The organism is Corynebacterium sp. ES2794-CONJ1 (assembly GCF_025660615.1).
Classification (GTDB): Bacteria; Actinomycetota; Actinomycetes; order Mycobacteriales; family Mycobacteriaceae; genus Corynebacterium.
The window spans coordinates 186,918-201,891 of the sequence record NZ_JAOTIM010000004.1; the positions used below are offsets into that span (position 1 = coordinate 186,918).

Here is a 14,974-nt window from a genome sequence, read left to right on the forward strand (position 1 = left end):
ATATCATGCAGGCGCGAAACTTAATGAAGGTGGCCAGCGCCAACGGTAGTACTCAGCGTGCGGCGCTCATTGGCTTCGTCACGTGTTTGCTCATTGTTTCACTGCAACCGCCAGGTCTTATCAGCGCCGACACTAAGATGGACCTCCTGATCAACCCAGGACAGTTTCTCAGCCAAGCATTCAATCTCTATACTGACCGCTTCACTTTCGGGCAATTACAAAATCAGGCCTACGGATATTTTTTTCCACACGGAGCATTTTTTCTTCTTGGTTCCGTTTTGAATATCCCTCTCGTCATCGTAGAGCGTAGCTGGTGGCTCATTGTTCTCTTTACGGGCTATTTAGGATCTATCCTATTACTAAAAAAGCTGGACATCGGTACCTTTTATATCCAGATCGTAGCCAGCTTCACATTTGTTTTAGCACCCCGAACTCTGAGCAATCTGACCACCATTTCCTCTGAAGTGTGGCCCATTATGCTCACCCCCTGGATCCTTCTGCCCATAATGGGCACCCAGCGATCAATAGCGTTATCGGTTATTGCTGCAGGTTTCTTAGGGGGTATTAATGCCACAGCCTCTTGGGCAGCCGTTCTACCTGCGGCGCTGTACTTCATCTATGAACTGAGCTGCTGTTCTTACCGCAGTAGAACTCTCAAGCACTTTCTCTGGTGGGGAGTGGGGGTCCTGGGTATAAATAGCTGGTGGATTATTCCGCTGGGTTTTTTCTCTCGCTTCAGCGCCCCCTTCGTGGATTTCATCGAAAATACGGCTATCACTACGCGCTGGCTCAATCTTGCTGAGATTCTTAGAGGGACTACGAGCTGGGTGCCCTTCGTTGATAGTGAACGCAGTGCCGGTTTCCTCCTAGTCTCCTCCCCGACTGCGGTCGTCCTTACCCTAGCGGTGGCTACCATGGGTTTATGGGGACTAGCGTCCTATTCCCATCGTTCCTTCTGGCTGCTCGTGCTCGGCGTCGGCCTCATTATTTTTGGCGGAGCGGGGCATATTCCAACCCTCCTCGATTCTGGGCCTTTTGTGGCCCTTCGCAATATTTCGAAATTCGATGCTCTCTTAAGGCTTCCGCTTATGGTGGGCATCGCCCACTTAGGAACACGGTTCTCCTCCCACCCGAAGGAAATTCCGGCCCAGGTCTTAATATCCACGCTGGCCGTAGCTTCCTTTCTTCCCGCGCTGTCGGGGGGTTTGATGCCCAAGGGCGCTTTCGAGAAGATCCCCTCTTATTGGTATCAGGCCGCCGAGTATCTAGAAACCCATGCTGCCCATACCCGCACTTTGGTTCTTCCCGCCCGTGCTTTCGCTCGGCAGGAATGGGGGTGGACAAGGGATGAACCCATCCAATTTCTCACCGATATTCCCTTTGCGGTACGCGATGCTATTCCCCTGATCAACTCCGAGGCTATTCGTGGCTTAGACGGTATGACGGTAGTTCCGACACTGGATAATTTGCGCCGTCACGGAATCGGTGCGGTGCTCGTGCGCCACGATGTGAACAGCTCCCATGGAGCTGATTCGGTTCTCGATTTCTATGGACCTACCCAGCGCTTCGGCGAGGTAGAGATAGCCCTAATCGAACCAGATTTACAGCTCCTTACGGCTCGACTCGATCAGCTACCTATAGTTTCCGCTGGCGGTGAAGGCCTCGCCCTCATGGGTGCTGGAGCCTACCAACTAGCCACTGAATCTACCTTCAATCAATCCACTATTATCAGTGATACCCCAATAAAGGTAGCCCGCAACTACGGCTCCCTCGGACACAGTTCCGCGGCGCTACGCGCAGATGCACCGCGATCTGATCACGCTGATATCACCCACCGTGTCATCGACTATCCCTCATCAGCTCCCGCAAGTACTCTGGTCTTCTCAGGCGGGGTTGTAACCAGTTCTTCTGCGGCATCCGATGCCACTAATTTTCCCGCTCCTCGTCTTGATCAAGCGGCAACGGCTGCCATCGACTCGAGAACGGTGAGTGCTTGGTACCCACGAGCCGGAGCATCTGCAGGCGAATGGATTGAATTGCGCCCTGATGCGGAAGTACCTGATCCAGTTATCTCAGTGCGGCTCAGCGCCCGCACCCATCAGGCTGTTACAACCACGGTAACTGTGCACAATGGGGACGCACATATCACTAAGGAGCTTCAAACTGGTAAAGATTACCAGCTGCGTCTACCCGGAGGATCCTCCCACGGGGTGCGGCTTGAACTAGGCCGTTCTCTAGTGCCAGTAGGGGTAGCCGATTTTGGATATATCAACCATCCCATAACATCCAGTATTCGAGTGCCCGCAGCACCTCGAGGGGTTCAAGCATGGATTTTCCAGCGCTATTTCTATCCCACAGCCGTACTGGAACGCTCTTTTGAGGTACCGGAGGTTGTGGAGGTCGAGGTTGTGGCCCAACCATGTGAAAACTCGGTACTCATTGATCAGCAGCGCTACCGGTGTGGGGATCGGCTTACCCTTAGTCCAGGCGTCCACTTCATGGAAAGTTTTGCACATATGGTGCGGCTAGAAAAGGTGGGGGCCCAGCTACAGGGCGCCCCTTTGGTGCCACTAGAAGATTCTCACCCTACAGATGCCATAGCTGGGGCTACGATCAAACCGACTGAATATGATCGTGTTCTCCTCGTCTCGCGAGCCTATCAATCAGGCCTTGAAGCCACCCTTGGAAACCAGCAACTAAGTCCGATGGTCATTAACGCCGGAATGCAAGGCTTTGTTCTCCCTGCTAACAATGGTGGGGAATTTCGTCTCCGCTTCGCCGGGGAGTCGGGTTATCGCAGCGGCCTCCTCCTCGGCGCGCTGATGTCTCTCTTTACTGCGCTTATTGCTCTGCTGAGTGCACGTGCTCGCCCCCGTTTGTATCCCTTAGGCCCGGACTCTCTCCTAGCGCATGGTGTGATCACTGCTATCACCCTAATTGGGCTCATGCTGGCCGCTGGGTGGTGGGTTGCACCCCTGGCAGTAGTGGTTAGTTTTATCAGTCGCTACAGCTACTTTAGCCGTGGCGCCCTCATGATGGGCACCGGAGTTGTCCTGGCTCTTTGGTACGCTCGTGCTCCCTGGCCAGCACCGAACTATGCCGGCGATAACCTTGCAGTCACCGTACTAAGCGCTACCTTATTGCTGCTGTTGGTCTTCGGGCCGAAGCCGGAACCAGATACTGTTGTGCGCTCAGGATAAGTCGCGACAGTAGATAGAAACATCCCGCCGTAACCGCCACAGTGCCACCGGTTGAATAATTCAAATAGACCGCCACACCTAGACCAGTTAACCCAATAGCGATACCCGCCACGGTGCCGGCAATAATCAGACCGAAGAAAGTTCGGGTGAAATCTTTCAGTGCGGCAGCAGGGGCTACAAGAAGTGCTATGGAGAGAATCGAACCCACCGCCGGGATAGCAACCACCATTGAGGCACATAAAAGCGACAGAGTCAGCAGCTCCGCGATAAAAGGGACCAGCGAACGTCCGGCACGCGCATGGGAAATCTTAAAAGCGACGGGGTCGAAATAATAGAGCGATAGGTTCCGCCCGAAAGTGACGAGAACTATCGTGGCTACCACCGCTACTCCGATGGCAGAATACACATCCATATGGTTGACCGACACCAAAGAACCAGTTAAGAAACTCTCAACTTTCAGCGGCAATGGTTGGAACCATCTCAGCAGAAAAATGCCAAGGGAATAGCCGAGTGTCAGAACAATACCCGCAGCCGCCGTCGCGGAAATGCCCTCCAAACCTGCCAGATAGCGCATCAGTAAAGCCAGAGGGATACAGCATAGCGCCGCCCCTGCGAAGAGCCAGAGACTGAGATCGCCACCGATAAACTGGCCCACCACCACGCCAAGAACGGCTCCGGGGAACGTGCCATGAGATAGGGACTCAGAGAAGAATACGCGCTTTCCTAATACTGCAAGCGCACCAACGGCGCCCATCAGTCCGCCCACGACGATGACCTCGATGATAGGAAGGAAAAGGATATCAAGCATCAGCTAAACTCCCGCGACTGTGGAAGGTACGTTTCGTCCCTGGGCTAAGCCTGCTTCGAAGAGCGGCTACCACTAAAGCCAGCACGAAAACCACGATCAATGAAAGGGATACAGCGGCCTGGGGTGATACCTGACGAGAAAGGTTCAGATTCATCACAATGACACCGATAAAGGCAGCGATAATGCCGGAGGCCATTGCTACTACCACCATTGACCTCGGGGTGCGGCATAAGAGTCGAGCGGCAGAACCCGGGATGACGAGATATCCGATTACCAACAGCACTCCCACCGCCGAGGAAGCAGCCACCACGCAGGCGGCTATGGCTGCATTTAAGCAGGCATCAATCAGGGACGTTTTGTGCTTATTTGCCTCCGCGAAGGTGCGATCAAAAGCCACAAGTACCTGCTGGCGCCAGGTGATGAGAACTAAAGTAAGAGCGATAATGGCACAAACCAAAGCTTGGTTCATCCGAGTAGGGGTGATATCGAGCAGGCGACCGAACATAAGGCTATCGAGCTGACCGGAGTAATCGCCTATCGCCAAACTCATCACTACGCCGATCCCATAGAAGCTGGTCAACACCACTGCGGTACCTGCCTCCGGAGCTTGTCTTTTCGTGGTGAGAGTGAGCATAAAAGCCGCTAAAGCCGCTACCAGCGCAGCGCCTGGAATAATGCCTTCAATGCCGCCAATAGCAAGGCCTGCTACCATTCCGGGAAAAATGGAGTGCACCAGAGCCTCCACCGAGAATTCAACCGCCCGCAGGTTGACTAAAACACCGACGATACCACCAATAATTCCCAGTATGACGAGCACAATTAGAGCGCGATAAAGGTAGGGGACGGTGAAAATATCGATGAGTTGCTCTGTGGTAATCATAGAGCCCGACCACCAAGGACATCGTGAGTATCTCTGATATTGACTTGGCCGCCACCGACCTCAGCACAGCGTTCGCACACCTGATCTGCAAGATCATAGTCATGTGTGGAGATGATAATGGCAGTACCGCTGGCCTTTAAGCGCCTAATGGTTTCCACTAAGACACGTCTCGATTCCACATCGAGACCATTAAAGGGTTCGTCGAGAAGGACAAGACTTGGTTCGGTCACCAGTGCACGTGCGATGAGTACGCGTTGCCTCTGACCACCGGAGAGATCGCCGAAGCGGGTATTCGCTCTATCAGATAACCCAACGACATCGAGTGCATATTCGACTTTCTGTGCCGATACTCTTCTCCACCATGGGGTGGATGCATAGAGTCCCATCTGCACAACCTGCTTAGCGGTGACGGGGAAGGATAAATCGACATCTTGGTACTGGGGGACATAACCCACAGTGCCATCGTATTCGATCTCGCCTTGCACCCGGCAGAGACCGATAATGCCTTTAAGGAGGGTGGATTTGCCGGAACCATTAGGCCCGATCAGACCCAAGGCATCACCATGGGCTAGACGGAAATTCACATTGGCTAAGACGGTTTCTGGCCCATAACCGCAGGACACTTTATCCATTGTGATTACGGGGGTGCGTGGAGTAGTCACAGTATTCCTTTGATGGGGGCGAGGGTGTCGATGAAATTTTTTCTGTTGAAAGTTCAAGACCCCACAGCCACCTTTTCTAGTTCTCTTAGAGGGGCTGTGGGGTACAGATATAATGCGCCTAGAAAGCGTTTAGTTCTTGGCGAACTCTTGCAACGATGCTGGCAATGGGGCTACGGTGCCATCCCATGCTTCAACCAGGGTGGTCACATTGTGGATAATGGAACCGATATAGGTTTCACCAGCGGAACCTACGGGGCCCAACGAGTCGCCGTAGAGGGCGTCTTCGTCGGTAATAGCCTTAACGCCGGCGACCCGCGCGATTGCCTCGATCGACTTCGAGTTATTGGAATTTTCGGCAAAGAGAGCGCGAGCGCCAGAGGCCTTCACTTCTTCAGCAGCCTGCTGGATATGATCAGCGGTAGCATCCTGCTGGTGGTTGAAGTCGCTGAGAGCGGCGCCGACAAATTTCACGCCATAGGACTCAGAAAAATAACCAAAGGCGTCATGGGAGGTAAACAGCGTGCGGTTCTCTTGAGGCACCGAGTTGATTGAATCCTGAACCCACTGATCGAGTTCATCCAGCTTAGCCTTGTAGGTATCCACTGCGTCTTTGAATACGTCAGCGGCGGCAGGGTCAGCTTTAGTGAGCACTGAACCGATATTGGTCACCTGAATGGCAGCCCGTTTCGGATCGGTCCAGATATGAGGATCGTGGGTGAACTCTGGGGTTTCGCCTGGTTCTATGAATGGCCACTCGCGAACCTCTACTTTTTCTACGCCGAGGTCAACATCGAAACCCTCACCTTTTTCATCGCTCACACCAGAGGTCACAGCCATGGTGCCTTTGAAGCCCGAGGAGCTAATAGCAGAATCGAGGAAGTGCTCAAGATCTACGCCGTTGACAAAGAAAAGGTCAGCATTGCCCAGTGCCTTCATCTGCTTCGGGGTCATCTCGTGCTCGTGAGCGGAGGCATTAGGAGCTAGTAAGCAGGTGAGGTCAAGAGTAACATCGCCGGAACCAGAGGTGGTCTCCTGACCTTGAGCATCTGTCTTCTCCAAGGTCATACCAGTGGCGGCGATATGGGTCAGGTAATCACAAATCTGAGTTGTGGTTGCTACCGCGTGGACCACCTGAGCGCTGTCCATCTTGGCGTTATCGGTAGTAGTCTCCATGCCTGCATCGGTGGAGCTGCAGCCGGCAAGAACGAGGGCGGCAGATCCTGCGAGTGCGCAGCAAGATAATACGGAACGAGAAATTCTCATCTCTAAAGCTCGACAATCTTCTAGCTTGTACTCCCCAGTAACATCGATAATACGAGTGTGTTCCAGGGGAGGTTGTGGTCAGTTGTGCTGGCAACCTCACTTAGGTTGCTATATTCTTCTCGGAAACGATCGTCCACCTGGACTTACGTGATTTTGGGTCCATCTATATACCTGCTGGAGATGCCAGGTGCAGAAGGCTAGAGGATAACCGTTTCCATGAATATAAAGTTAAGCACACCTAAGTTACAACTTCAAGCAGATCTAGCACAACTCACCACGCAGAAAAACCAGAGCTTAATCACGATATAGGTTGATCTTTCAGACGAGAAAACAATCCTAAAATCCACCGCTGCGCAGGTTTTTCCACCAGCTCATACCCCGCATAGGCAAGTGCGAGCGACCCGAAAAAGGTCCACCCCCAAATAGTAAGAAAATGTCCAGAAAAAAGAGGTGTCTGGGTCATTGTAATGACCACGGAAAGGACGGGGAGATGGACAAGAAAAAAAGAATAGCTAATCCGGCCAAGGTACGTGACGGGTGCGGTGGTATAAATCGACCTCCCCTCCGCCCATATATATGGGCCTATAATAAAGATACTGAATACTCCCCCAAGGAGAATTCGAACCGTAAATTCTCCAGGACCGGGATGAGTAAGCCCTAGAGGCCCTACCCACTCCTGGCCCGCGATATAGGCAATAATGAGTGCGCCAACAACACACGGGACGCGCGCCCTAAACCATGCTCGAGCCAAAGGCGATCCTGCACATCGCGGTTCTAGTTCGGCGGCTATGATTCCGAGTGCAAACCATAAAAAGAAAGCGGGTGGGTAGATCTGCCGGTTGGCGATTCCAGGCGCCGGGCTAGCTATAACCCACGGCAGCCAAGCCCATCCCAAACTGATAGCTGCCAAGGCCACGATAACTAAGATGCGCCCCCAGGGAGGGAAACGTTTCAGCACACAATATAACGGCGGAACGAGTAGATAAAAGGCTATCTCGACGACCAAACTCCACAGATGAGTCAATCCGCCGATAAGACCCTGCGGAATGTAGAGCTGTGTAAAACTTAAATGTGCAATAATAAGTGATTTACTCATTGCAAAGCTGTCAGATAAAAGTGCCCACGCTAGCAATACCATAATCCAATATGCTGGTACGATACGGGCGAACCGGCGCATATAATAACCCTGGTAACGATGCTGTCGCCACAATACAAAAGCCGAAAGCGTGAAGAAAACGGCCACGAAGAAATCGAAACGGGCAATGATAGCTCCCCCTACACTGCGCGGATCAAGACCGGTTTGGAAAGCGATATGAGTAGTCATGACTCCTAGCGCCGCAACCCCCCGCACTCCTTCGAGGGCAGGTTTAAAACGCGGAATATGAGGGTTTTCAGACATAGCTTTAGTGTCTATGAGCGCCACGGGGAAGTAAAGTACGTACGAAAATCTCTGCAGGAATCGAAGGAGTAAGCGATGATCGCAGCCACTCGGAACCGGGTTATGATCACTGTCGGACTGGTGCTTTTTATCGCAGCTCATCTCACTCCGGATGTGTTAGCTCTCACTCTGCGCCCATTGCAGCCCGGATGGGATATGCAGATGATCTCCCAGAGCACCAAGGCGGAGATCATCAAACCCACCAAAACCTGCGTAGATATTCACCCCTGTCGTCTCGATTTCCAGGACGTGACTCTCCAGCGTCGAGTGCGTAGTGCAGCTGCTCAGACTCCGCAGCACCGCGGCGATCATACCATCAGCGTGCACTCCGAGCAGCGGCTAAGCACCAACGAGGACGTAGAGCTTTTTCATATAAGTGATGATGTCGAATTAGATGCACAGACAGCCTTTCCCGTCCTTGGTCCCCGTTCTTCCGTTGAGTTGACGGCGCCCTATTTCAATCTCCACATCGATTCTTCCCAATTCGCCCGCGGCGGACTGCAATATTTCTTTCCCTATAAGCCAGCACGAGTGAGCTATAGATTTTTCGATATATTGGCAGGTAAAGAGGCCCCCTTGGATTATGTGGAGACGATATCCCGCGGCGATTACCCACGTGCGAGCGCAGGCGACGTACTGGTGTATCAACAAGAAATACCGGCAACGGCCCTAACCAGCAGCTCTCTTATCTTAGAAAATCTGTCTCCAGAGGGAAGAGCTCATAAAAAAGATTCATCAGGCAGCGCCACGCTGGCAGATCTCTCGAATCGTGACTTATATGTTGAAGCCTCAGCCTTTTACTCTCCCGGTTCTGCGGCAGCGGCGGCGGGTACGGTGCCGCTGCGTCCTTACTACGCCGCCTACCGACGCGTTTTTGTCGAATCGCATACCGGTGTCATCCTCAATGAGGTCAATAATATTTACGTTTTCTTCGCCCAGAATCTTCGTGAAGCGACTGACACTGCGCGCGCTGCACAATTGTCGGACCCTCAGGAGATCCCAGGCGATAAGTATCGAACAATTTTCAAGGCGCGATTTGAATGGGATGAGGCAACCCAACAGGCACTGGTGCAGCTCGCTCGCCCCACGGTTCGGACGCTTTTCTTTGGCCAACTTATTCCTTATATGATCAAGGTACTTGCCCTTGTTTTGATCGTATATTCCGTGAGCCACCGTCTGAGAATCGCTAGGTGCCGAACCGCTGAAAAGAGTTGATATGACTGCTCGCATACCCAAGCGGTGGGGTTTGGATCCAGCAATTATGTGGGCGGGATTTTTGATCATGGCGATCGTGGGAGTTTTCATTCACCCTGGATCCTTATTGTGGCGGGATATGGTGGTACTCGACCATCCGATCCTGCACCTCGATGCAGTTGGCTTCGGTTTCCAGCCGGCGAGAGCTGTCCCGCAAGATGGTTTTTTAGCTCTGATCGGGATCCTTCTGCCTGCTTCATGGGTTGTGCGTGTCCTGCTCGTTGGTGCCGCCAGCATAGGGGCATGGGCAGGCTATCACATGAGTATGCGTACGCTGCCGCGAATGGCTGCGATCACGATTATCGTATGGAATCCTTTTGTTATCGAGCGCTTCCTCCAAGGGCACTGGTCATTGGCCTTCGTGGCCTGGCTGTTGCCGGCAATCGTAGTACTGCGCCGACGACCCGCTAGCCAGTTATTTTTGGTGTGGCTATGTAGTTTGACGCCATCTGGTCTCATTTTTGCAGCCATCACGGCGTGGACTGTCTCTGCTAAGCGTCTAATCGTCGCATCGTTTTCGGTCATCTGTGCGTTGCCCTGGCTCGTCCCCAGCTTACTGCACCCTCCCATAGCCTCTGATACCTCGCTCTTTTTGGGTCGCGCTGAGAAAGGTCTGGGCACATTAGGAAGTTTTTTGAGCTTGGGGGGGATCTGGAATTCCGAGGCGATACCAGTTTCGCGGACCATGGGGTTCGGAATCGCTGGCCTTATTCTTTTCGTATTACTGGCCGCTTTTATGCCCAGGCGTCTAAAACTCTTGAGTGCAGGAGCGATCCTGGTCTTTGTTATGGTGTGGGTTTATCCGACTATTCTTGGGATAATTCCTGGTGCAGCGCTAGTGCGAGATTCACAGAAGCTCGCCATCCTTCTCATCCCAGGACTAGCATGGGCGGCGGCGCGAATGCGCCCGTCGATAGCACTTGTGGTGGTGCTGCTCGCCCTTGCAAATGTCCCGGATGCTTCGTTGAGTATGCAGGCCTTAAAAGCTACCCCCCTCTCGAAGGAGTGGGAGGAGTTGGGCCAAGAATTTTCACAAGAAGAATACCGCGGCGCAGTGCTCAATCTCGATTCCTCAGGCTTGCTCACTCTCGGGGATAGAGTGGTAGTCGATCCCGCACATAAGGTGCTGCCTCTGCTGAGTTCTGGGGCGCTCAAAGTCGAGGGACAAGTGGCGGATCCTCCGCGCGAAGAATTCTTGCACGCGGTGGATGCGTATCGCACTGGACGGGTGGATGAACTTAATCGCATGGGCATTAGCCATATCAAAAAGGGTGGCATTCTCAGCCCATTACCCATCACTCATATTGAGGTTTTCGAATCTCAGCGCCGCGACTTCACACTGGGCTTGAGCATTCTTCTTATCTGGCTCATGAGTGGCGTGGGGGCTCTGTCTATGGCCACCTGGCGGTTAATCAGATCAAGAAAAGCACGGCCCGTCTCATCCCAGGAATAACCTTGCACTTTGTGCCTGGCATAGTCTCCGAGGCGGGCAATCTGGGTAGGATCTCGCAATAAGTCGCCGACCATCGTTGCCATCTGTTCCGAAGTATCGACAAGCATTCCGCTTTTCCCGTGGTCAATGGAATCGCGTAACCCCCCAGAGCTCGAGTAGCCAATCGTAGGGACGCCATGCTGGGCGGCTTCAACGACCGCGATCCCCCAGCCCTCCTTTCGCGAAGGCATCAGGTGGAGATCGGCACGCTCTAAGAGGGCGTGTTTGCGTTCTTCGCTGACGTGGCCATGAAAAACCACCCGATCGTAGACGTTGAGGGACTGAGCATAGGCTCGTAAATTATCCTCCCACCACCCAGAACCCACGATATCTAAGATGGCCGTCGGCTGCTTGCACATCACTGCGATGGCATCTTCGATGTGCTTATGCGGCACGAGCCTGGAAAGAGTAATAAGGTGAGGACGCTGGTCCTGGGGTAACGCGGGTACCGATGGCGGAAGAGGATCGATCCCATTATGGATGATTGTGATATTCTCCGGCGCATAGCCCACCTCTTCCAATTCTTCCTTGCTGGGTACTGAGACTGTAACGACGGGGTGGTCGGCGTATACCCAAGGAGCTATGCGGGATTCAATCAACCACCCAATTTTCGCAATCAACTTTCCTGCTACGGGCCATTGCAACCGGTGGCAGTGGTGCACCAGGAGGATTACAGGGGCTCTAGAGAATAGCGTGGCAAAAAACGGAATGCCGTTTTGGGTATCAATAATCGCGTCTGCGTGGCGTAACTTTCCCCATAGAAGCTGACAGGCGGTGGATATATAGGTGGTAAATTTCCCACCACTGCGAAGATACTGAACGCCGTGACGCTGCGAGCTGGATGGGGAACCCGGGTAGCGGGCGCTATGGAAGATGACCTCGTGGCCTTGGGCGGCGAGATATTCGCCCACTCGCTCAAGGTATCGCTCACTACCACCACCTTGGGGGTGTGTGGTGTCGCGCCAACACAGCAAAATTATTTTCATAGCAATCGTGCTCAACACTAGCAATTTTTTCAAGATCCATGAGATCCTGAAAGGATGCGCTTGCCCACCTTTTTGCCTACGCTTGCCAGACTCGCTACCTTGAGCCGCTCCGTGGAGTTATTGAAAGCAGTCACAAAAGAGCGTAGTGATCGGGATTTTTTCTACCAGTTCTTGGCAAAAGATAGTGCTCAACAACTCGCCGCTTTAGCCAAGGATATTAACCACTGGGATCTTCACGGCCGGGGCATTCTTGATATCGGAGGCGGTCCTGGGTACTTCGAGGAAGAATTCTTTCGTGCGGGGGCTCATTATGTGGGTCTGGAGCCGGATCTGCGGGAATTATCAGCAGCGGGACTTTCCCATCATATGATGGTTCGCGGAGACGGTATGTCCTTGCCTTTTGCCACCGATAGCTTTGATATCACCTATTCCTCGAATGTGGTTGAGCATATTCCTGATCCACAGGCGATGATGGCTGAGATGGCGCGTGTGACCACACCTGGGGGGCTCATATTTATCAGCTATACCATTTGGCTAGGACCCTTTGGCGGTCATGAGACGGGTCTGTGGCAGCACTACGTGGGTGGTCGTTTTGCCCGCTGGCATTATGAGAGAAAGCATGGTCATAGGCCCAAGAATTTTTTTGGACAGTCTCTTTTCGCAGTCTCGTGTAGCCAGGGGTTAAAGTGGGCACACGCCTTAGCGGATCTTCATCAGGTAGAAATTTGTGCCTTTTTCCCTCGCTATCATCCTTGGTGGGCGTGGTGGATCTGGCGGGTGCCTCTTGTGCGGGAATTTTTAGTGAGTAATTTGGTTATTATACTGCGCAAAAAGCACCCCAGCTTGTAGCCGGAGTGCTTTGAGGAGAGTGGTTTGTCGCTACTACGAGCGCTGCTGCGCAGTCTTGATTCGCTCACCAAGCTTAGCTAATTCCTGATGCACCTCATCGGGAACACTCTTACCGAGGAAGTCGATATATTTTGAATTCTCGGCGAAGTCCGCAGCCCACTTATCGGGGTCAGCAGTGAGGGCCTGGGCGACGTCCTCAGGGGAGTACCCTTCTAGGCCGGTGAGGTCGATATCTTCGGCGCGTGCGGTATAGCCCACGACGGTTTCCTCGGCTCCTACGCGGCCTTCAATGCGGTCGACGATCCACTTGAGGACGCGAGAATTGTCGCCAAATCCAGGCCACAGGAAGCGTCCATCATCACCCTTGCGGAACCAGTTGACGAGGAAGATCTTTGGCATCTTATCGCCACCTTTGACTCCCATATCAACCCAATGCTGGAGGTACTTTCCGGCGTTGTATCCAATAAATGGAAGCATGGCCATAGGGTCGTGGCGCAGGGTGCCTACCTGCCCCTCAGCGGCAGCCGTTTGACCTGAGGAGAGTAGGGCACCGATTAAGGTTCCGTGGTTCCACGAATAGGTTTGGGTGACGAGAGGGACGGTATCTGGGCGGCGGCCGCCAAAGAGGATGGCATCGATGCGTACGCCTCGGGGATCATCCACCTCTGGGGCAGCAATAGGGCACTGCGAAATCGGGACCGCATACCGTGAGTTAGGGTGGGCGGCCTTGGTATCGGAGTCCGGGGTCCAGTCATTGCCATGCCAATCGATCAGATGAGCTGGAAGTTCCTCGGTGAGGCCTTCCCACCAAACGTCACCGTCATCGGTCAAAGCGACATTGGTAAATAGGGAATTTCCCGGCTCCATGGTCTTCATAGCCATGGGGTTAGAATCGTAATTGGTACCAGGGGCCACACCAAAGAATCCGTTCTCAGGATTAAAGGCGTGGAGGTAGCCATCGTCTGCGATATAGAGCCAGGCAATATCGTCACCCACAACCTCAGCCTTCCAGCCGGGAATAGTGGGGGTGATCATAGCAAGGTTGGTTTTACCGCAGGCGGATGGGAACGCGGCGGCCACATTGTAGTGCTTGCCTTCGGGGTTGGTGAGCTTAAGGATGAGCATATGCTCAGCCATCCATCCTTCTTCCTCCGCCATAACTGAAGCGATACGCAAGGCGAAGCATTTCTTGGCGAGGATAGCGTTTCCACCATAACCCGATCCGTAGGACCAGATTTCCTTAGTTTCGGGGAAGTGGGTGATGTATTTATCGTCGTTGCACGGCCACGCGACGTCTTCTTCTCCCGCAGCTAGTGGATGGCCCACGGAATGCAGACAGCGCACGAAATCTTTATTGCCTAAGCGGTCGAGGGCGGCCTGTCCCATGCGGGTCATAATACGCATGGACATCACCACATACGGGGAATCGGTAAGCTGTACGCCAATTTTAGGTTCGTCCGCCGAGAGCGGACCCATAGCGAAGGGAACCACGTACATGGTGCGGCCCTTCATCGAGCCCGTGAATTTCTCGGTAAGGAGCTCTTTCATAGCCGCTGGCTCGTACCAGTTATTAGTAGGGCCAGCGCCATCCTCGGTTGGGGAGCAGATGAAGGTCCGGGATTCGACGCGGGCGACGTCACTAGGGTTGGAGCGGGCGAGGAAGGAATTGGGGCGCTTATCCTCGTTGAGACGGATGAGGGTTCCCGCCTCAACCAGTTCTTCGCTCATGCGATCCCACTCCTCTTGGGAACCGTCGGCGAAGACAACGCGATCGGGCTGGAATATTTTCTCATGAGCCGCAATCCACTCGAGCAATTTCTCGTTTGTGGTGGGCGCCTCGCCGCTGAGCCCGCTAATGGTTACGTGTGACATTTTCTCTCCTAACGTTGTGGGTCGATGTCTCATCGGTAGCTTTTTCAGGCTTATCGCTATCGATTTTCACTATATCCCCATTATCGAAAATCACTAACCGAAATTCTAGAGACTAAGATCACAAAGGCTTGCACACTAGAGCTAAGTCTCTCCACTAAAACACCCACACACTGGGGAAACCAAACAGAGAGATACTCTTAACGCAATGACTCACACTTGCTGTGATAAAAATCTTAAACCCCAATTTACCTGATTAAGAGGGTGGTATTC

General features: G+C 53.2%; 10 protein-coding genes. 3 read left to right on the forward strand and 7 right to left on the reverse strand.

Translation table 11 applies throughout. The annotated features are described in order from the left end of the window. Positions 1 to 5: 5 nt before the first annotated feature. Positions 6 to 3,200: a DUF3367 domain-containing protein gene (locus N7326_RS06575; RefSeq protein ID WP_263088326.1), complete on the forward strand. Its 3,195-nt coding sequence runs from the start codon at positions 6 to 8 to the stop codon at positions 3,198 to 3,200. On the opposite strand, the gene N7326_RS06580 is transcribed toward N7326_RS06575, so the two are convergent. The 5 genes from N7326_RS06580 to N7326_RS06600 form a co-directional block, all read right to left on the reverse strand. Beyond that, complete coding sequence (locus N7326_RS06580; RefSeq protein WP_259078615.1) at positions 3,133 to 4,008, reverse strand: metal ABC transporter permease; 876 nt, start codon at positions 4,006 to 4,008, stop codon at positions 3,133 to 3,135. The genes N7326_RS06575 and N7326_RS06580 overlap by 68 nt on opposite strands. After that, positions 4,001 to 4,888 (reverse strand): metal ABC transporter permease, encoded by an 888-nt coding sequence (locus N7326_RS06585; protein ID WP_259078614.1) that lies wholly within the window; start codon positions 4,886 to 4,888, stop codon positions 4,001 to 4,003. Before N7326_RS06585 ends, N7326_RS06580 begins: the two co-directional genes overlap by 8 nt. Continuing rightward, entirely contained in the window at positions 4,885 to 5,550 is a 666-nt protein-coding gene (locus N7326_RS06590) for a metal ABC transporter ATP-binding protein (protein ID WP_263088327.1), read from the reverse strand. The genes N7326_RS06585 and N7326_RS06590 overlap by 4 nt, the downstream gene beginning before the upstream one ends. Positions 5,551 to 5,679: 129 nt before the next feature. Beyond that, complete coding sequence (locus tag N7326_RS06595; RefSeq protein ID WP_259078610.1) at positions 5,680 to 6,813, reverse strand: metal ABC transporter substrate-binding protein; 1,134 nt, start codon at positions 6,811 to 6,813, stop codon at positions 5,680 to 5,682. Between the two features lie 298 nt (positions 6,814 to 7,111). Beyond that, a complete protein-coding gene (locus tag N7326_RS06600) occupies positions 7,112 to 8,212 on the reverse strand; it encodes an acyltransferase family protein (protein WP_263088328.1) in 1,101 nt (366 codons plus the stop codon). A 75-nt stretch (positions 8,213 to 8,287) separates the two neighbouring features. On the opposite strand from N7326_RS06600, the gene N7326_RS06605 reads away from it, so the two are divergent. After that, positions 8,288 to 9,466, forward strand: coding sequence for a DUF3068 domain-containing protein (locus N7326_RS06605; RefSeq protein ID WP_263088329.1), 1,179 nt, complete (start codon positions 8,288 to 8,290; stop codon positions 9,464 to 9,466). Between the two features lie 1,359 nt (positions 9,467 to 10,825). Here N7326_RS06605 and N7326_RS06610 read toward each other — a convergent pair. Further along, positions 10,826 to 11,983 (reverse strand): glycosyltransferase family 4 protein, encoded by a 1,158-nt coding sequence (locus tag N7326_RS06610; protein ID WP_259078606.1) that lies wholly within the window; start codon positions 11,981 to 11,983, stop codon positions 10,826 to 10,828. Positions 11,984 to 12,043: 60 nt separating this feature from the next. Between N7326_RS06610 and N7326_RS06615 the strand changes: the two genes are divergently transcribed. Beyond that, positions 12,044 to 12,832: a class I SAM-dependent methyltransferase gene (locus N7326_RS06615; RefSeq protein ID WP_259078604.1), complete on the forward strand. Its 789-nt coding sequence runs from the start codon at positions 12,044 to 12,046 to the stop codon at positions 12,830 to 12,832. A gap of 33 nt (positions 12,833 to 12,865) precedes the next feature. Here the strand turns inward: N7326_RS06615 and N7326_RS06620 are convergent, their stop codons facing one another. Then, the gene (locus N7326_RS06620) at positions 12,866 to 14,704 is read right to left on the reverse strand and encodes a phosphoenolpyruvate carboxykinase (GTP) (RefSeq protein WP_259078602.1); all 1,839 of its coding nucleotides are present in this window, start codon (positions 14,702 to 14,704) and stop codon (positions 12,866 to 12,868) included. Between the last annotated feature and the right edge of the window lie 270 nt (positions 14,705 to 14,974).

Bases quoted from the DNA above. Each gene is read 5' to 3' on its own strand.
- N7326_RS06600 (WP_263088328.1), bottom strand. From the start codon at position 8,212: ATGTCTGAAAACCCTCATATTCCGCGTTTTAAACCTGCCCTCGAAGGA.
- N7326_RS06620 (WP_259078602.1), bottom strand. From the start codon at position 14,704: ATGTCACACGTAACCATTAGCGGGCTCAGCGGCGAGGCGCCCACCACA.
- N7326_RS06575 (WP_263088326.1), top strand. From the start codon at position 6: ATGCAGGCGCGAAACTTAATGAAGGTGGCCAGCGCCAACGGTAGTACT.
- N7326_RS06595 (WP_259078610.1), bottom strand. From the start codon at position 6,813: ATGAGAATTTCTCGTTCCGTATTATCTTGCTGCGCACTCGCAGGATCT.
- N7326_RS06605 (WP_263088329.1), top strand. From the start codon at position 8,288: ATGATCGCAGCCACTCGGAACCGGGTTATGATCACTGTCGGACTGGTG.
- N7326_RS06580 (WP_259078615.1), bottom strand. From the start codon at position 4,008: ATGCTTGATATCCTTTTCCTTCCTATCATCGAGGTCATCGTCGTGGGC.
- N7326_RS06585 (WP_259078614.1), bottom strand. From the start codon at position 4,888: ATGATTACCACAGAGCAACTCATCGATATTTTCACCGTCCCCTACCTT.
- N7326_RS06610 (WP_259078606.1), bottom strand. From the start codon at position 11,983: ATGAAAATAATTTTGCTGTGTTGGCGCGACACCACACACCCCCAAGGT.